General features: G+C 42.7%; 19 protein-coding genes and 1 pseudogene. 16 read left to right on the top strand and 4 right to left on the bottom strand.

Annotated features, from left to right (window positions below; translation table 11 throughout):
* The 5 genes and pseudogenes from tuf to rplI form a co-directional block, all read left to right on the top strand.
* Positions 1-209 (top strand): annotated as a pseudogene (gene tuf, locus EYW48_RS19320) (elongation factor Tu); the annotation flags it as partial.
* Positions 210-443: 234 nt separating this feature from the next.
* A complete protein-coding gene (rpsF, locus tag EYW48_RS19315; protein WP_053311187.1) occupies positions 444-812 on the top strand; it encodes a 30S ribosomal protein S6 in 369 nt (122 codons plus the stop codon).
* Between the two features lie 8 nt (positions 813-820).
* Entirely contained in the window at positions 821-1,123 is a 303-nt protein-coding gene (gene priB / locus EYW48_RS19310) for a primosomal replication protein N (RefSeq protein WP_176313887.1), read from the top strand.
* A 16-nt stretch (positions 1,124-1,139) separates the two neighbouring features.
* Positions 1,140-1,367 carry a 30S ribosomal protein S18 gene (gene rpsR, locus EYW48_RS19305; protein WP_000090472.1) on the top strand — a complete coding sequence of 76 codons (228 nt, stop codon included), beginning with the start codon at positions 1,140-1,142 and terminating at the stop codon, positions 1,365-1,367.
* 33 nt (positions 1,368-1,400) lie between these two features.
* Positions 1,401-1,850 (top strand): 50S ribosomal protein L9, encoded by a 450-nt coding sequence (rplI, locus tag EYW48_RS19300; protein ID WP_168523591.1) that lies wholly within the window; start codon positions 1,401-1,403, stop codon positions 1,848-1,850.
* Between the two features lie 60 nt (positions 1,851-1,910).
* Here the strand turns inward: rplI and EYW48_RS19295 are convergent, their stop codons facing one another.
* The gene (locus tag EYW48_RS19295) at positions 1,911-2,675 is read right to left on the bottom strand and encodes a DUF481 domain-containing protein (RefSeq protein WP_171375569.1); all 765 of its coding nucleotides are present in this window, start codon (positions 2,673-2,675) and stop codon (positions 1,911-1,913) included.
* Between the two features lie 174 nt (positions 2,676-2,849).
* On the opposite strand from EYW48_RS19295, the gene EYW48_RS19290 reads away from it, so the two are divergent.
* From EYW48_RS19290 to EYW48_RS19280, 3 genes are read left to right on the top strand one after another with little or no spacing between them, the layout of a single operon-like run.
* Positions 2,850-4,256, top strand: a complete 1,407-nt coding sequence (locus EYW48_RS19290; RefSeq protein WP_171981008.1) for a replicative DNA helicase — start codon at positions 2,850-2,852, stop codon at positions 4,254-4,256.
* A gap of 13 nt (positions 4,257-4,269) precedes the next feature.
* A complete protein-coding gene (alr, locus tag EYW48_RS19285) occupies positions 4,270-5,355 on the top strand; it encodes an alanine racemase (protein ID WP_216652947.1) in 1,086 nt (361 codons plus the stop codon).
* Positions 5,356-5,409: 54 nt separating this feature from the next.
* Positions 5,410-6,582: a BamA/TamA family outer membrane protein gene (locus tag EYW48_RS19280; protein WP_274673710.1), complete on the top strand. Its 1,173-nt coding sequence runs from the start codon at positions 5,410-5,412 to the stop codon at positions 6,580-6,582.
* A gap of 27 nt (positions 6,583-6,609) precedes the next feature.
* Here the strand turns inward: EYW48_RS19280 and EYW48_RS19275 are convergent, their stop codons facing one another.
* Positions 6,610-7,041: a secondary thiamine-phosphate synthase enzyme YjbQ gene (locus EYW48_RS19275; RefSeq protein ID WP_171981005.1), complete on the bottom strand. Its 432-nt coding sequence runs from the start codon at positions 7,039-7,041 to the stop codon at positions 6,610-6,612.
* A gap of 290 nt (positions 7,042-7,331) precedes the next feature.
* Between EYW48_RS19275 and pgi the strand changes: the two genes are divergently transcribed.
* Positions 7,332-8,984: a glucose-6-phosphate isomerase gene (pgi, locus tag EYW48_RS19270; protein WP_171981004.1), complete on the top strand. Its 1,653-nt coding sequence runs from the start codon at positions 7,332-7,334 to the stop codon at positions 8,982-8,984.
* Positions 8,985-9,090: 106 nt separating this feature from the next.
* Here pgi and EYW48_RS19265 read toward each other — a convergent pair whose 3' ends face one another.
* Positions 9,091-9,552, bottom strand: a complete 462-nt coding sequence (locus tag EYW48_RS19265) for a chemotaxis protein CheX (RefSeq protein ID WP_053311194.1) — start codon at positions 9,550-9,552, stop codon at positions 9,091-9,093.
* Between the two features lie 17 nt (positions 9,553-9,569).
* Positions 9,570-10,028, bottom strand: a complete 459-nt coding sequence (zur, locus tag EYW48_RS19260) for a zinc uptake transcriptional repressor Zur (protein ID WP_171375566.1) — start codon at positions 10,026-10,028, stop codon at positions 9,570-9,572.
* Positions 10,029-10,274: 246 nt separating this feature from the next.
* Here zur and dusA point away from each other — a divergent pair, with 246 nt between their 5' ends.
* The 7 genes from dusA to EYW48_RS19225 all read left to right on the top strand — a co-directional run bounded on the left by dusA (position 10,275) and on the right by EYW48_RS19225 (position 17,294).
* Positions 10,275-11,255 carry a tRNA dihydrouridine(20/20a) synthase DusA gene (dusA, locus tag EYW48_RS19255; RefSeq protein WP_176313892.1) on the top strand — a complete coding sequence of 327 codons (981 nt, stop codon included), beginning with the start codon at positions 10,275-10,277 and terminating at the stop codon, positions 11,253-11,255.
* Between the two features lie 229 nt (positions 11,256-11,484).
* The gene (pspG, locus tag EYW48_RS19250) at positions 11,485-11,703 is read left to right on the top strand and encodes an envelope stress response protein PspG (RefSeq protein ID WP_053311204.1); all 219 of its coding nucleotides are present in this window, start codon (positions 11,485-11,487) and stop codon (positions 11,701-11,703) included.
* A 98-nt stretch (positions 11,704-11,801) separates the two neighbouring features.
* Positions 11,802-12,458 carry a TIGR04219 family outer membrane beta-barrel protein gene (locus EYW48_RS19245; protein WP_171981442.1) on the top strand — a complete coding sequence of 219 codons (657 nt, stop codon included), beginning with the start codon at positions 11,802-11,804 and terminating at the stop codon, positions 12,456-12,458.
* Positions 12,459-12,611: 153 nt separating this feature from the next.
* On the top strand, positions 12,612-12,842 hold the full coding sequence (locus EYW48_RS19240; protein ID WP_053311198.1) for a hypothetical protein: 231 nt from the start codon (positions 12,612-12,614) through the stop codon (positions 12,840-12,842).
* Between the two features lie 96 nt (positions 12,843-12,938).
* Complete coding sequence (locus EYW48_RS19235; protein ID WP_261918189.1) at positions 12,939-14,792, top strand: assimilatory sulfite reductase (NADPH) flavoprotein subunit; 1,854 nt, start codon at positions 12,939-12,941, stop codon at positions 14,790-14,792.
* Positions 14,792-16,525 (top strand): assimilatory sulfite reductase (NADPH) hemoprotein subunit, encoded by a 1,734-nt coding sequence (gene cysI / locus EYW48_RS19230; RefSeq protein ID WP_053311200.1) that lies wholly within the window; start codon positions 14,792-14,794, stop codon positions 16,523-16,525. The genes EYW48_RS19235 and cysI overlap by 1 nt, the downstream gene beginning before the upstream one ends.
* Positions 16,518-17,294, top strand: coding sequence for a phosphoadenylyl-sulfate reductase (locus EYW48_RS19225; protein WP_053311201.1), 777 nt, complete (start codon positions 16,518-16,520; stop codon positions 17,292-17,294). The genes cysI and EYW48_RS19225 overlap by 8 nt, the downstream gene beginning before the upstream one ends.
* The last annotated feature ends 351 nt before the right edge of the window (positions 17,295-17,645 follow it).

Raw genomic sequence — 17,645 nt, 5'->3', positions numbered from 1 at the left:
GCTACCGTCCACAGTTCTACTTCCGTACAACTGACGTAACTGGTGATATTTCTCTACCAGAAGGCGTAGAAATGGTAATGCCAGGTGACAACATCCAAATGGTTGTAGAGCTAATCGCTCCAATCGCAATGGATGAAGGTCTACGTTTCGCGATTCGCGAAGGTGGCCGTACAGTTGGTGCTGGTGTTGTTGCTAAAGTTATCGCTTAATTTCGATAATTTCTGCACATACTGCATTGAAAAGGGAAGCTTCGGCTTCCCTTTTCTTTTACCGGAATATAGCAAAAAGACTACTTCTACTTACTTCACATATTTCCCTTGCTATATCTGCTTCCTTTCTATACTATTTGCCGTCCTTAATTCTCGGTCTTTTTCTTTCGTTCCTTGCTTCCTCTGGATGACCGAGCCAACTCAGGAAGCTGAATAATCCGTAAGGAGCAACCGATGCGTCATTATGAAATCGTATTCATGGTGCACCCAGATCAAAGCGAGCAAGTTGCTGGCATGATCGAGCGTTACACTGGTTCTATCACTGAAGCTGGCGGTACTATCCACCGTCTAGAAGATTGGGGTCGTCGTCAAATGGCTTACCCAATCAACAAGCTTCACAAAGCTCATTACGTTCTTATGAACGTTGAAGCTGGCCAAGCTGTGATTGACGAGTTAGAAACTGCTTTCCGTTTTAACGATGCAGTTCTACGTAACATGATCATGCGTACTAAAGCTGCTATCACAGAGCCATCTATCATGCTGAAAGCTAAAGAAGAGCGTTCTAAGCGTGAAGATACTCGTTTCGAAGCAGACGCTGAGTAATTGATTGTATGACCAATCGAATGGAGTTGAGTGGCATTGTCGCGAAGCCTCCCATTCGAAGCCAAAGTCCTGCTGGTGTTGAACATTGCCGTTTCTGGCTTGAACATCGCTCAACAGTGATAGAAGCTGATTTACCGAGACAAGTTTATTGTCGTATGCCGGTAGTCGTCAGTGGGCTAAGGTCACAAGCACTCACTCAAGATTTAGTACAAGGCAGCACCATAAACGTTAGTGGCTTTGTCACTTACCAAACCAGCCGTAATGGCGTAGGTAAATTGGTGTTACATGCCGACCACATTACTCAAATTTAAGATCAGGAGATAGCCCATGGCTCGTTTCTTCCGTCGTCGTAAATTCTGCCGTTTTACTGCAGAAGGCGTACAAGAGATTGATTACAAAGACGTAGCAACTCTTAAAAACTACATCACTGAAGCTGGTAAAATCGTACCTAGCCGTATCACTGGTACTAGCGCTAAATACCAACGTCAGCTAGCTCGTGCAATCAAGCGTTCTCGCTACCTAGCTCTACTGCCATACACTGACAAACATCAGTAATTGGCACCGTTTATTAAGAAAGAGGATTAAACAATGCAAGTTATTCTACTTGATAAAATCGGTAACCTAGGCAGCCTTGGCGACACAGTAATCGTTAAATCTGGTTATGCTCGTAACTTCCTTATCCCACAAGGTAAGGCTGTAATGGCAACTAAATCTAACGTTGAAATGTTCGAAACTCGTCGTGCTGAACTTGAAGCTAAAGTTGCTGAGCAACTAGTAGCAGCTCAAGCTCGCGCTGATCAAGTTGACGCTCTTGAAGCGGTTGTTATCGCTTCTAAAGCTGGTGACGAAGGTAAACTATTTGGTTCTATCGGTACTCGTGACATCGCTGACGCTATTACAGCGGCAGGTGTTGCAGTAGCTAAGAGCGAAGTTCGCCTACCTGAAGGTGCTCTACGTAACATTGGTGCGTTCGAAGTTAGCATTCAACTTCATTCAGAAGTTTTTGCAACTGCGAAAGTACAAATCGTTGCTGAGTAATTTCAGTCTTCAGACGAATTGAAAACACCAGCTTCGGCTGGTGTTTTTTTTTGCTTGAAACTAAAAATTGAAAAGTAGATTTATGGAAAAAATGCTATCAGCCTTGCTCAATCCTTCGGGCACTTTATCGTGATACTGTCGAGAGTTGCTGATTTTTAATGCGATAGTTTCTGTTATGTTATTGGTCAGGCTAAGCTCGCTATCGGTTCGGGTGTTGCTTTCACCTGATACTATAGTGACATCCGCTGAAAGAGCTAAATTATCTAAAGCTTGCCAATCTATTCTTACATTGCCACGAAATATGAGCTCTTCAACAATGTCAGGGAAAATGATGTCGTCGTCGTCAATCTCGTCTAAATTGGGCTCTTGATAGCGAAAACCAGGCCCAACCTCGAGTTCCAATATAAACTCATCAGTATTGACGAACTGATAACCTAAGCCGCTAGAAAGTGTATAATCTTTAAAGTAAGCGGTGTATTTAGAGTCAACCCCTTTGAAGCTGCCGTATAAGTAGGTTTTTGCTCCTAACTTATAATCGCTTTGAGCTGAATAGGTTGATTGGCGTTTATCTTCTTCCCCATCTTTGTACAGCATGTAGAATTTCCACTCGCCACTGGTTCGGTGCCGCCCCTCGGTATACTCCGCTCGAAGGCGTGTGTTAAGGGATTCCGAATCAGAATTACCGGAGTGTGCTTGATAGCCTAACTCTGCTTGAGCATTCCAGGGGGAAGGAACTTCGATTTCCGTATCGCTTTTAGTCTCCTCATCGGCATAGGCTGTACTCAGGGTGAGCAGGCTAAGACTCAGAAGCCAAATTTTGGACACGAAGTACCTCTGTGATGAATATAGCAATGGGCAAAATAGTATGTGCAGTATCATGGTATTTGGTCAGCATAAGGTTAATTCTAGATTAGATAAACACAAAGTTTCGTTTACATAATTACAAATGATCTATTCTCGCTATAATGGACGGTCATTAGATAGTTATTGAGCGAAATCATGCCCGCACCACGAACTAATAACCGAAACCGTAAACCGTTTGACGCGCAAGTAGATGCAATTAAAGTCCCCCCGCACTCCATTGAAGCTGAACAATCAGTCATTGGCGGGTTACTGCTTGATAACGAACGTTGGGATACCGTTGCTGAACGTGTGGTAAGCAAAGACTTTTATAGCCGTCCTCATCGCCTTATTTTTGATGGCGTAAAGTCAATCCTAGAGGCTGGTAAGCCTTTGGATTTAATTACGCTTTCTGAACATCTCGAGCGCCATGAGCAGTTAGATGATGTCGGCGGCTTTGCTTACTTGGCTGATTTAGCGAAAAACACGCCAAGTGCTGCCAATATTAACGCCTATGCCGAGATTGTTGCAGAGCGTGCTTTAGTGCGCAACTTGATTGGGGTGGCAAATGAAATTGCCGATGCAGGGTATGATCCTCAAGGGCGTAGCTCTGAAGATCTACTCGACCTAGCGGAAAGTAAAGTTTTTGCTATCGCTGAAGAACGAACTAGTGAAAACGAAGGGCCACAAAATGTAGACTCTATCCTCGAAAAAACGCTAGAGCGTATCGAGCTTCTATACAAAACTCCTCAAGATGGCGTCACTGGAGTTAACACTGGCTTCACTGATCTCAATAAAAAAACGGCAGGCTTACAAGGGTCTGATCTCATTATCGTCGCCGCTCGTCCTTCAATGGGTAAAACGACCTTTGCGATGAACTTGTGTGAAAACGCTGCGATGGAACAAGAAAAGCCAGTGTTGATTTTTTCGCTAGAGATGCCTGCAGAACAAATCATGATGCGTATGTTGGCTTCCTTATCTCGCGTTGATCAAACCAAGATACGTACTGGCCAATTAGACGATGAAGATTGGGCCCGTATCTCTTCGACCATGGGGATCCTCATGGAGAAGAAAAATATGTATATCGATGACAGCTCTGGTTTAACCCCGACCGAAGTGCGTTCTCGTGCTCGACGTATTGCGCGTGAGCATGGCGGGTTGTCATTAATCATGGTCGATTACCTACAGTTAATGCGTGTGCCTGCATTGTCAGATAACCGAACGTTGGAAATTGCCGAGATTTCTCGCTCGTTAAAGGCGCTCGCAAAAGAGTTAAACGTTCCTGTTGTGGCTTTGTCTCAGTTAAACCGTTCTTTGGAGCAACGTGCTGATAAACGCCCTGTGAACTCAGATCTACGTGAATCAGGCTCTATCGAGCAAGATGCCGACTTAATCATGTTTATCTATCGAGATGAAGTTTATCACCCCGATAGCGCACTAAAAGGTATCGCTGAAATCATTTTAGGTAAGCAACGTAATGGTCCTATCGGTTCAGTTCGCCTGACTTTCCAAGGACAGTATTCTCGCTTTGATAACTATGCAGGACCAGCATTTGATGATGAATAATTCGATGAGCTATATGAAAGCCGCAACGGCTTGGATTGATCTTAATGCGCTCACGCACAATTTGAAGTTAATCAAGCAGCAAGCTCCAAGCAGTAAAGTTATGGCTGTTGTTAAGGCCAATGGTTATGGTCACGGTTTGCGGCATGTTGCTAAGCATGCGTTTGATGCGGATGCTTTTGGCGTTGCGAGAATTGAAGAAGCTTTGCAGCTGCGAGCTTGTGGGGTTGTAAAACCGATTCTACTGCTCGAGGGTTTTTACTCTCCTGTTGATTTAGCGGTGCTCGTTACTAATAACATTCAAACTGTGGTGCATTGTGAAGAACAATTACAAGCGTTAGAGCAAGCCCAGCTAGATACTCCAGTGGTTGTTTGGTTAAAAATTGATAGTGGAATGCATCGTTTAGGGGTTCGCCCTGAACAATACTCGGAGTTTGTTGAGCGTTTGCATGTGTGCAAAAATGTGGCTAAACCACTGCGTTATATGAGTCATTTTGGCTGTGCCGATGAACTAGACAAAGTAACGACTCAACAACAAATCGAGCTATTTTTATCGCTCACTGATGGTCATGACGGGGAGCGCTCGCTCGCGGCATCTGCAGGCTTATTGGCTTGGGAAAAGAGTCGACTCGAATGGGTTCGACCTGGAATCATCATGTATGGAGTGTCGCCTTTTTCTGATAAGTCAGCGAAAGAGTTGGGCTATCAACCCGTTATGACTTTAAAGTCGCATTTGATTGCGGTTCGCGATGTTAAAGCTGGCGAGAGTGTCGGTTATGGCGCAACGTGGACAAGCTTACGGGATACCAAAGTCGGGGTAATTGCCATCGGTTATGGTGATGGTTATCCCCGAACCGCGCCTAATGGTACGCCAGTAATCGTTAATGGTCGTAAAGTGCCTATCGCAGGTAAAGTATCGATGGACATGTTAACGGTTGATCTCGGGCCAGACTGTAATGATAAAGTTGGCGATGAAGTCGTTCTGTGGGGTAATGAGTTATCGGTTGAAGAAGTTGCGTTACATATCGGCACTATTGCTTACGAATTGGTGACTAAACTTACCTCGCGTGTGGAAATGAAGTATCAAGATAAGCTGAGTTAAATGGCGCGGTTAAAGCGTTTTAACGTTACTTTATTTTCCTCAATGATTGTGCTTATGTCTTCTGATTCAGCCAATGCAAATAATGATTGGACGCATTGGTTAGAAGATTCTGCTTTTGTACCTTACCTGTTTTCAACCGACAGCTTAGGGGTAACCGCAGGGGTTGCAGGTATCATCAAAGGAGTAGGTCAGCCACAAGCTAGCTTGTTTGGTACGGCAATGATATCGAGTAAAGGGAGTTATTTAGGGTATGTTTCCTTTAATAACTATCAAGTGGCTACCCAATGGCTATTGGGGGGTGAGATCTATCAAAGTCAGTTTAACGATTACACCTATTACCTTGGTCAACAGGCTGGTAATGGTTCTTCTCTTGAGGATACGACGCTAGCTAATGGGGAAGATAGTCGTTATAGACTCTCCTTTCGTTACATTCTCCCATGGGGAGAGGCGGAGCAGAAAGGCGTTAAAGCCGCTGTTAGCCCAACTCGGACATTGACGGGCAGAACACCTTTCTCAAGTGGTGTATCAAGTATCGATATCCAGCCCTATTTTGAATCAAGAGATTTAGATTTTATTCATGCGGGTTTCACATCAGAAAAAACGACAGCATTAGAGGTGAAATTTGAATGGGATAATCGCGATGATTCTCGTAATCCTAGCGCCGGTTCTCGTACTCGTTTTGATGTAACCTATGCTCCCGAGGCATGGAATGAGTCGTCATGGGGAACGTGGGAGATTGAAAATACTCATTATTGGGATCTTGGCAGTGTCGGTGAAATCTTCGATAAACAGGTAGTTGCGTTTGGCGTTTACACGGCTGATACGCCAACGTGGGAGCATTGTTCTGAAGAGCAATGCCAGCGTCCTCCGGATGTTAGCCAAGTGAAACTAGGGGGGTTATATCGTCTTCGTAGCTACGATAGTGGTCGTTATCATGGTCGTTCAGCTATGCACTACACGGCTGAGTATCGTGTGATGCCACAGTGGCAGCCGCTCGGTGAGTGGCCAATTTTTAAGTACTATAATGTGCCGTGGTGGCAGTGGGTCGCTTTTGTTGATGTTGGCCGTGTCGCTGATGACTACAACTTAAAAACCTTACATACCGACATGAAATGGAGTGCTGGAGGCGCGTTACGCTTTCAAGTCGAAGGTGTTATTGTCCGGGCTGAAATGGCTTGGGGAGCAGAGCAAAGCTCTTTTATTGTGATGGTTAATCAACCTTTTTAGCTCGCATCCAACTTCGCCTACCAAATACTATTGATCATGGCGTTGGCCATAGAGTGTAGCGATGATTCGTCGACTCCCTCCGTAGTTACGGTGTTCTCCTAAGTAAATACCTTGCCAAGTTCCAAGTGCTAGCCTGCGATTCGAAATAGGAATAGAAATACTGGTGTTGAGTATTGATGCCTTGATATGCGCTGGCATGTCATCGTTACCTTCATAAGTATGTTGATAGTATGGTGCTTGTTCTGGTACGTAGTGATTAAAGTGTTGCTCCATATCAATACGTACCGTTGGGTCTGCATTTTCGTTAATGGTTAAGCTTGCGGATGTGTGCTGGATAAAAAGATGTAACAAACCAACAGATAACGCATTTATCTCTGGGATTTGTTGTTCAATTTCATCAGTGATGAGGTGAAACCCACGCTTACGAGCACTAAGCTGAATGGTCTTTTGGTACCACATAAGTAACCTTCTATAATCTATTGGTAAAATTGATAGTTTGACGCTATGGTGAGCACCATGCAGCAATAGCGTAAAGTGCATAGCTCAATCGTTAACGTGATTTAACTCAATATGAGTGCAGACGAGCTGCGTCATAATTACGCACTGAAAATTAATTACAATTTATTGCCGCCTTGAAGTGGGCAATAGTAACAATATTCTTTTTTTTGCTAAATCGGGGATTCCATCATTCTGACACAATGTTCAGTGATGATAGGAATAAAACCTACTGTAACATCGGGATAGATACCATGTTGAAAAATATCAATCCAACGCAAACACAAGCTTGGAAAGCACTAACTGCGCATTTTGAATCAGCGCAAGATATGGACCTCAAATCATTATTTGCACAAGATAGCCAACGTTTCGATAAGTTCTCGACTCGCTTTGGTTCTGATATTCTTGTCGACTATTCAAAAAACCTTATCAGTGAAGAAACACTAAAGCACCTACAAGCTTTGGCGAATGAAACTGAACTAAAATCAGCTATTGAAGCGATGTTTAGTGGTTCTGCTATCAACCAAACTGAAGGTCGTGCGGTATTGCACACAGCATTGCGTAATCGTAGCAATACGCCAGTGATGGTCGATGGTGAAGATGTCATGCCAGCGGTGAATGCTGTACTTGAGAAGATGAAATCTTTCTCTGAGCGTGTGATTTCTGGTGATTGGAAAGGCTATACCGGCAAAGCGATTACGGATATTGTTAACATCGGCATTGGTGGTTCAGACCTTGGTCCTTACATGGTGACTGAAGCTTTGGCGCCTTATAAGAACCACTTAAACATGCATTTTGTTTCCAACGTTGATGGTACACACATCGTTGAAACATTGAAAAAGGTTAACCCTGAAACCACATTATTCTTGGTGGCTTCAAAAACATTCACCACTCAAGAAACTATGACTAACGCACACAGTGCGCGTGACTGGTTCCTAGCTGAAGCGGGTGATGAAGCGCATGTCGCAAAACACTTTGCAGCGCTATCAACCAATGCAAAATCAGTGTCTGAGTTTGGTATTGATACTGACAACATGTTTGAGTTTTGGGATTGGGTTGGTGGTCGCTACTCACTATGGTCAGCGATTGGTTTATCTATTGTTCTGGCTGTAGGTTACGACAATTTTGTTGAGCTACTAGCGGGTGCGCATGAAATGGACCAGCATTTTGTTGCAACACCATTTGAAAACAATATCCCAGTGATCCTCGCCTTAATTGGTATTTGGTATAACAATTTCCATGGTGCAGAATCAGAAGCTATTTTGCCTTACGATCAGTATTTGCACCGCTTTGCTGCTTACTTCCAACAAGGCAATATGGAATCAAATGGTAAATATGTTGACCGTAATGGTGAAGCGGTAACTTACCAAACTGGTCCAATCATTTGGGGTGAGCCAGGTACTAACGGTCAACACGCTTTTTACCAGTTGATCCACCAAGGTACGAAATTGATCCCTTGTGACTTTATTGCTCCAGCGGTTAGCCATAACCCCGCAGGTGACCACCATCAAAAATTGATGTCAAATTTCTTTGCTCAAACTGAAGCTTTAGCTTTTGGTAAAACACTAGAAACGGTTGAAGCAGAGCTAAAATCGGCGGGCAAAACAGATCAAGAATTGGCTGCAATTGCACCATTTAAAGTATTTGAAGGTAATCGCCCAACCAACTCTATTCTGGTTAAGCAATTTACGCCACGTACCTTGGGTAACCTGATTGCTATGTACGAACATAAGATTTTCGTACAAGGTGTGATTTGGAATATTTTCAGCTTTGACCAATGGGGAGTAGAGCTAGGTAAGCAGCTAGCTAACCAAATTCTTCCTGAATTGGCAGACCAAGAGCAAGTGATTTCTCACGATAGCTCAACTAACGGTTTGATTAATGCATTTAAAGCGTTTAAAGCATAACTCAATTACCCTAATCTCGTTTACTACGAGCTAGATTAGAAAATAAAAAGGTTGATACTACGAAGTATCAACCTTTTTTTATCTTTTTTGAAAGAAAGCCGATGGCTTATTCGAAACAGATTTCGATAAACGCATTACCCCATTGAGATGTGAAAGGCATAATAATGATGGCTCCTTCACATTTATGGCGGATGGTATGGCCTTTACCAGAAACGACAACTGGGGTCGCCATATCAAAGTCAAAGCCACTTTCTGCAAGAATGCGCTTGGCTCCACCAGTCACCATATTGGTAATTTCACCCACCATATCTGTGACTTCTTCATTTAGACCATTCGGGCGTTCACCTAACATATTTTGCATGATCTCTAACGCTAGACTTTCATCGAAAGTGATAGACATAGAACCACGACTTTGAGTGCCGACCATACCGATCAAGCCAGAGACATCACCACGAGCAATTTCATCTTTCTTCACACGAGGTTTCTGTGGCTTCAACTCAAGAGAAGCCATCGTTTTTAACACGTTCATTAAAGAGGCTAAAAACGGGTTTACAAATTCAGCGCGCATAATCTTCTTCTACTGTTTTATACTTTTAGATTTGAGGAACACGTTCGGCAAATACCATGAGATTCAATAACGTGATTAACGATGTCAAAACCGTGTTTCTCAGCATTGCTTGCTAGCAAGGCTACCAGACTGTTATCTTGCAATTCAATAACATTGCCGCATTTGTCACAAATTAAAAGGTGTGAGAAATGCATGTTGGCATTACAAGAGCAACACGAAATAAAACTGTTTGTTGACTCTACTCTATGAATAAAGCCCTGTTCGAGCAAAAAGTCCAGAGCGCGATACACCGTCGGCGGTTTAGCTTGGGGTTCACTTTGCTTTAAATCTTCAAGTAATTCATAAGCACTGGATGCTTTTTTGCTTGAACAAATCAGTTCAAACACCCTTTTTCGCTGAGAGGTAAGTCTTACCCCTCGTGCTGCACATATATCTTCAATTTGTTGTGTTAACTTGTGGTCCAAATTCATCACCATAACCATTGGACTTTAATAATAATATACTACTTCCAGATGAATGGCGTTGTGCCCTATAACATTTTTTGGAGTTAGTTAGCGATGTCATCGTTATTTGTAACGAAATAGTGCTTAAACTACCCTATATCAATGTAAAACGATACTGTAGAAGAACTGTTGGCGATATAAACTGGAAGCGATTACAATGCCCAGCTTTGTTTTTGGCTGTAATTGTCACCACTAATGACTCAATGGGATATCTAAATCATGACTCACCCTTGTAGGCTCTCAGTAGCACCCATGTTGGATTGGACCGATCGTCACTGTCGATACTTCCATCGTCTACTTTCTTCACAAACTCTGCTTTATACAGAGATGGTGACGACGGGAGCAATTATTCATGGTAAAGGTGATTTTTTAGCGTACAACGAAGAGGAGCACCCCCTTGCGCTTCAACTGGGCGGTTCAAACCCAACTGATTTAGCACATTGTGCGAAGTTAGCGCAAGAACGTGGTTATGATGAAATCAACCTAAACGTTGGCTGCCCTTCTGATCGAGTGCAAAATGGCCGCTTTGGGGCTTGCTTAATGGCAGAGCCGCAACTGGTGGCAGATTGTGTTGCCGCGATGAAAGATGTTGTTGATATTCCTGTGACAGTAAAAACTCGTATTGGTATTGACGATATGGATTCTTATGAATTCTTAACTGATTTTATTTCGTTAGTATCAGAGAAGGGAGGCTGTGAACAGTTTACTATTCATGCGCGCAAAGCGTGGCTTAGTGGTTTGAGCCCAAAAGAAAACCGTGAAATCCCACCGTTAGATTATCCACGTGCATATCAGTTAAAAAAAGACTTTCCGCATTTAGTGATTGCCGTTAATGGTGGGGTCAAAACGCTAGCAGAAGCTAAAGAGCACTTACAGCACCTTGATGGCGTAATGATTGGTCGCGAAGCTTATCAAAGTCCTTACTTACTCGCCGAAGTTGATCAGCAGATCTTTGGTTTGGATACCCCAATCAAAAAACGCTCTCAAGTTGTTGAGGAAATGTATCCTTACATCGAGCGTGAGTTGGCTAGTGGTGCATATCTTGGTCATATTACTCGCCACATGTTAGGTATATTTCAAAGTATGCCCGGTGCTCGCCAGTGGCGTCGTTATATTAGTGAGAATGCTCATAAAACGGGTTCAGGCATTGAAGTGGTGCAAGCAGCTTTGGCGAAAATACCTAAAGAATTAAATGTGTAAAAATAGCCACATTTCATGGTGAATTTTACCATTCATTAAGGGCTAGGTCGTAGGCAACGATTTAGCCCTTTGTTTTATCATCTTGGTATCTGCGTTTTATAACATCCCATCGAGGCTAATACTGCTCGGCATTTATCTCCTTTTGACTTAGCTGCTTATCTAAACAATAGAGTTGATTTGTAAAGTTGGCTCGATATCTGCTTTAGCAAATAAAAAGAGGGGAATGATTATGTTTGAGCTTATTTTTTTACTAGTGTTTGTAGCGACCCTTTTAGTAACGGGTATGACAATGATGACAGTATTTGCAGCAATGGTTATTGCTTTTATTGTTATGACTCTATTAGGGATGATCGGCGTTATGCTGAAATTATTACCTTGGATTTTGGTAATTGCTTTGGGTGTTTGGTTTTTCAGAAACTTTGTCTATAGTCCTCGTCAAAAATATTAACAAATGATGTTTAAGCATTAACCAATCTAAGGAATATGCTACTATTCGCGCTTAATTGAAAAATGTATATATAGCGAAATAGATTGGGAGCTATTAGGATGAATAAACCAACGTTAGTTGCGTTGACAAGCGTTGCGATGATGATGTCTGCTGCGTCAATAAGTGCTGAGTCTTTTTATGGTGGAAAGATTGGTGCAGATATGTGGTGGGGTAGTACGAAAGTTGACCATACTCGCCGCGATGACGTAAAAGCCCCCACAATGTATTTCGCCTTTGAACATCAGTTTCCTTATGTACCGAATGCTAGTATACGTTACACGACGATTGATGCTGATTATGCCTCTTTCGATAAGTATGACTACACGTTGTATTATAAAGTACTAGAGCGTGAATTGATGTCATTTGATGCGGGCATTACTTTTACTCAGTATGATGGGTCTCAATACCAAGCTGAAAATAATCAAAAATACAGTTTCGATAAAACGACATTTAACTGGTATGCCTATGCTGAAATTCAAATTCCTCGCACGAACATAGATGTGATTGGCCAGTTTGATTTTGGTGATGGCAGCGGAGTCAAAAGTGCGGATCTTATGGCTGGGCTTCAGTATTCGTTCCCTATCGATGCTGGAAATATTGCACTGCGTGGTGGTTATCGAGTCATCGATCTTGAATTTACGGAGCTAGCAGCAGACACGAAAGAATCTTTCGTTTTTGTTGATGGTTGGTTTCTTGGTGCAGAATTCGAATTTTAGATATTCCGATATCCTGTAGAACAGATAGAACGCCATTTTATTAAGTGGCGTTTTTTTATAATTGATAGCTATATCGCCTGCGACTTTCTTAGCAGAAAAACTGAAATGAACCATGCTTAGTGAACAAGTAAATAAATACGGCGTGGTGTGGTTATGACGATTACGGAATTAAGAAATTTATATCGCGAGAATCAGCTTATCGAAGCCATTATTGAACCTTCATCTCAAGAGGGGTGTTGGATTGTTGAGTTCAGACATCATCGAGGCGGGTTTGTGCTATTAACGGATGCTCATGGAGATGAATGCCAATATGAAGATCTCGATATAGCTTCTAAGTCTGCCATGGCTGTTGGCTTCAAGCAGGTGAGAGTGGAGTCTAAGTAAACCTCTTTTTGAAAGTTCTTACTTCCAAAAAGTTATAAAACATACTTATCTATTCTTTCTTGTTATTAAAGAGAGTGGTTAATCTATCGTCACGCAATGAATAGGGAAGTCGTGACAATGTCTTCAGGAAATACCATACCAAAAGAGCTAGCCGGCTTAGCTAGCCCACTTAATGATTTGCAGCTTACAGGGTTGCAGCAAACTATTTCAGAACTTTCTCCTCAGCAGCTAGCATGGGTTAGCGGGTATTTTTGGGGATTGAGTCAATCTCAAACTTCAGGGGCTGTTGCTCCTGCTTCTAATGCAGCGGCTTTAGTTTCGGCTAAACCGGCAGGTAAATTGACCATTATTTTCGCTTCTCAAACGGGTAATGCAAAAGGTGTTGCAGAGGCGTTAGAACGCGAAGCTCAGTCCGCTGGTATTGTTGTGCAATTATTTGATGCCAGTGATTACAAAGGTAAAGATCTTGCCAAAGAAACACATGTTATTTTTGTTGCTTCGACTAATGGTGAAGGTGAAGCGCCAGATAATGCTTTAGCGCTTCATGAATATTTACAGTCGAAAAAAGCGCCCAAACTGCCTAACTTACAATACGGTGTGATTGGTTTAGGTGATTCTAGCTATGAATTTTTCTGCCAAACTGGTAAAGATTTTGACTCATTTTTAGAAAAGCTTGGGGCGAAACGCTTTATTGAGCGAGCTGATTGTGATGTTGACTATGAACTTCAAGCAACCGAATGGAAAATAAAAGCTTTAGAGGTGGTTAAAGAAACCCTCGTGAGTACCCAAGCACAAGTTGTGCAATTGCCAGTGGGTCAAGCTACGAGTCATCACTCCCAATACACTAAGCAAAATCCTTACACGGCTACCTTGCTGACAAGTCAAAAAATTACAGGGCGTGACTCAGGGAAAGATGTTCGACACATAGAAATAGACTTGGGTGAGTCCGGATTGACTTATCAACCTGGTGATGCGTTGGGAGTGTGGTACGAAAACAGTGCAGAATTAGCCAATGCTATTTTAAGTGTTGTTGGGTTGTCCGGTGTTGAAAGTATTGATGTAGATGGTGAGAGTTTATCTATTCATAGCGCGTTAGTGAGCAAATATGAAATCACCGCAGCAAACCCACAATTAGTAACGAAGTTTGCTGAGTTGTCCGGAAGTAAAAAGCTACAAAAGCTGGTGGATGATAAAAATAAGCTGAGAGAGTACGCCAGTAACACACAAATTATTGATGTATTAAAAGAGAAGAAAACCAAGCTCTCTGCTGAAGCTTTGACTTCTCTACTTCGTCGTTTAACGCCTCGTCTTTATTCAATTGCTTCAAGTCAAAGCGAAGTTGAAGACGAAGTGCACTTAACAGTTGGTGTCGTCGAGTATTTGCAAGAAGGCGAAAGTCGTCAAGGTGGAGCATCAAGTTATCTTGGTCAACGCCTAGAAGAGGGGGGGGAGCTCAAAGTCTTTATTGAACACAACAATAACTTTAAGTTACCGACCGATGATTCTACACCCGTTATCATGATTGGGCCTGGCACTGGTATCGCTCCATTCCGTAGCTTTATTCAAGAGCGAGATAACCGAGGTGCTGAAGGTAAAAACTGGCTGTTTTTCGGGGACCGAACTTTTACTCAAGATTTTCTCTATCAAGTGGAATGGCAAAAGTATCTTAAATCGGGTGTATTAAATCGTTTAGATGTTGCTTTTAGTCGTGATCAGCATGAGAAGGTTTACGTTCAACATCGATTACTTGAGCAAGCAGAGCAAGTTTGGCATTGGTTGGAGCAAGGTGCTTATTTATATGTGTGTGGAGATGCGACTCGCATGGCCAAAGATGTGCATGATGCGTTGATCGTCATTGCACAACAGCAAGGTGGCCTATCACAACAGCGGGCGGAAGAATTTATCAATGATCTGCGCAAAGCAAAACGTTATCAAAGGGATGTGTACTAATGAGCACAAAACAAGAATCCAATAGCCAACAAGTATTAGGCGAAGTGCTAGGTCCATTATCGGATAACGAGCGCTTAAAGAGAGAAAGCAATTTTCTTCGCGGTACGATCGAGCAAGATCTACAAGATCGAATTACTGGTGGCTTCAGTGCCGACAACTTCCAGCTTATTCGTTTTCATGGCATGTATCAGCAAGATGATCGTGATATTCGCAATGAGCGCGCAAAGCAAAAGTTGGAGCCTTTACACAATGTAATGCTTCGAGCCCGCATGCCTGGAGGTATCATCACACCACTGCAGTGGTTAGCGATAGACAAATTTGCAACCGAACATAGTTCGTATGGCAGTATCCGTTTGACGACTCGCCAAACTTTTCAGTTCCATGGCGTATTAAAGCCGAACATTAAGCTTATGCACCAAACGTTAAATAGTATTGGTATTGATTCGATAGCTACTGCAGGAGATGTAAACCGCAACGTTCTCTGCACATCAAACCCAGTGGAATCAGAACTTCATCAACAAGCGTATGAGTGGGCAAAGAAGATTAGCGAACATCTTCTACCTAAGACTCGAGCCTACGCAGAAATATGGCTTGATGGTGAAAAAGTAGAAACAACAGATGAAGAGCCAATTCTAGGTAGTAACTATTTACCACGTAAATTCAAAACAACGGTTGTAGTTCCGCCACAAAATGATGTCGATGTACATGCCAACGACTTAAACTTTGTGGCTATTGCCGATAATGGAAAGTTAGTGGGCTTTAATGTACTTGTCGGTGGCGGTTTGGCGATGACGCATGGCGATACGTCTACTTATCCACGCCGTGCTGACGATTTTGGTTTTATTCCTTTAGATAAAACCTTAGATATTGCTGCGGCAGTGGTGACGACTCAGCGTGATTGGGGTAACCGCTCAAATCGTAAAAATGCTAAAACTAAATACACACTCGATCGTGTCGGTGTCGATGTATTTAAAGCTGAAGTGGAAAAGCGCGCAGGCATTAAATTTGCGCCAAGCCGACCTTATGAGTTTACTGAACGTGGCGATCGCATTGGTTGGGTGGAAGGTATTGATGGCAAGCATCACCTAACGCTTTTTATCGAAAATGGACGCTTGCTTGATTTCCCTGGTAAGCCACTCAAAACTGGTGTTGCTGAAATTGCTAAAATTCACCAAGGTGATTTTAGAATGACAGCAAACCAAAATCTGATTGTTGCAGGGGTACCAACGCAGCAAAAGTCTGCGATAGAGGTTATCGCACGTCAGCATGGTTTGATGGACGATGCAGTGAGTGAGCAGCGCAAAAATTCTATGGCTTGTGTGGCATTTCCAACCTGCCCACTAGCAATGGCTGAAGCGGAACGTTTTCTACCTCAATTTGTAACAGATGTAGAAGCTATTTTACAAAAGCACCAACTCCCGGCAGACGAAAATATTATTTTACGTGTCACTGGTTGTCCAAATGGTTGTGGGCGAGCGATGTTAGCTGAAATCGGTTTGGTTGGTAAAGCACCTGGTCGTTATAACTTACACCTTGGTGGTAATCGTGCTGGCACTCGTGTACCTAAAATGTATAAAGAAAACATCACCGACAAGCAGATCCTCGAAGAAATAGATCAACTAGTGAGTCGCTGGGCAACTGAACGCCAAGCTAACGAAAGCTTTGGTGATTTTACGATTCGCGCTGGGGTTATAGAAGAAGTGATTGTATCCAAGAGGGACTTCTATGCTTGAAGCCAAGATTGCGAAACCCAACTTAGCGCAGTTGTTGTCTATGACCAAAGCGCAACAAACACTACACCTTGCTGAGTTGAACGGGTATTTAGAAACGTTAACAGCCCAACAAAGAGTGGAGTGGGCATTGGAGAACTTGGAAGGAACGCATGCCGTTTCATCCAGCTTTGGTATTCAAGCTGCGGTTATGTTGCACCTAGTGTCACAAGTGAAAAGTGATGTGGCCGTAGTATTAACTGACACTGGTTACCTTTTTCCGGAGACATACCAATTTATTGATTATTTAACAGAGCGTTTGAATCTCAATCTCAATATTTTCCGAGCTGAAACGAGCCCAGCTTGGCAAGAAGCACGTTATGGGAAACTATGGGAGCAAGGTGTTGAAGGTATCGAGCAATACAATCGCATTAATAAAGTTGAGCCGATGCGAAGGGCGCTAGATGAACTTGCGATTACTACCTGGTTTTCGGGATTACGGCGTGAGCAATCGCAGTCACGAGCTAACTTACCGATTTTAGCCATTCAAAACGGTGTGTTTAAGTTTTTACCTGTTATTGATTGGACAAATAAAGATGTGCACTACTATCTTAATGAACATCATCTTCCCTACCATCCACTATGGGATCAAGGCTACCTTTCTGTTGGTGATACGCATACCACTCGTAAATGGGAGCCGGGTATGAGCGAAGAAGACACTCGCTTCTTTGGTTTAAAGAGAGAGTGTGGTCTTCATGAAGATGATGGTGAAGTGAATGGCTCCGGTATCTAATCGAGCCTATCTATATAGAAAGAGCTGCATTTACAGCTCTTTTTTCGTAAGAGCTATTGCGTCTTCGAGATTGGTTTGTGCATAAGTCTGTGGGTAAGGTGTTTGCTATATCTTAGTAAAGTTGAATAAATGAGGCCTTGAACGCAAATTAGCCTATTAAGCTTTATTTTTGCAATTTTATGAAAATAACACTTGCCAATGTGATGATGATCTCTATAATGCGACCTCACTGACACGGCACAGCCAGTAAGGGTTCAAGCCCCACTAGCCAGTCAATCAGTAGGTCAAATCGGTAAGACGAAATAATTTAAAAAAGTGTTTGACACAAAAAATTATCTCGCTAGAATGGCC

The organism is Vibrio sp. 1180_3, from assembly GCF_029478545.1.
Taxonomy (GTDB): Bacteria; Pseudomonadota; Gammaproteobacteria; order Enterobacterales; family Vibrionaceae; genus Vibrio; species Vibrio aestuarianus.
The sequence above is the reverse complement of the archived record's forward strand: the minus strand, read 5'-3'. Positions and strand labels throughout refer to the sequence as shown.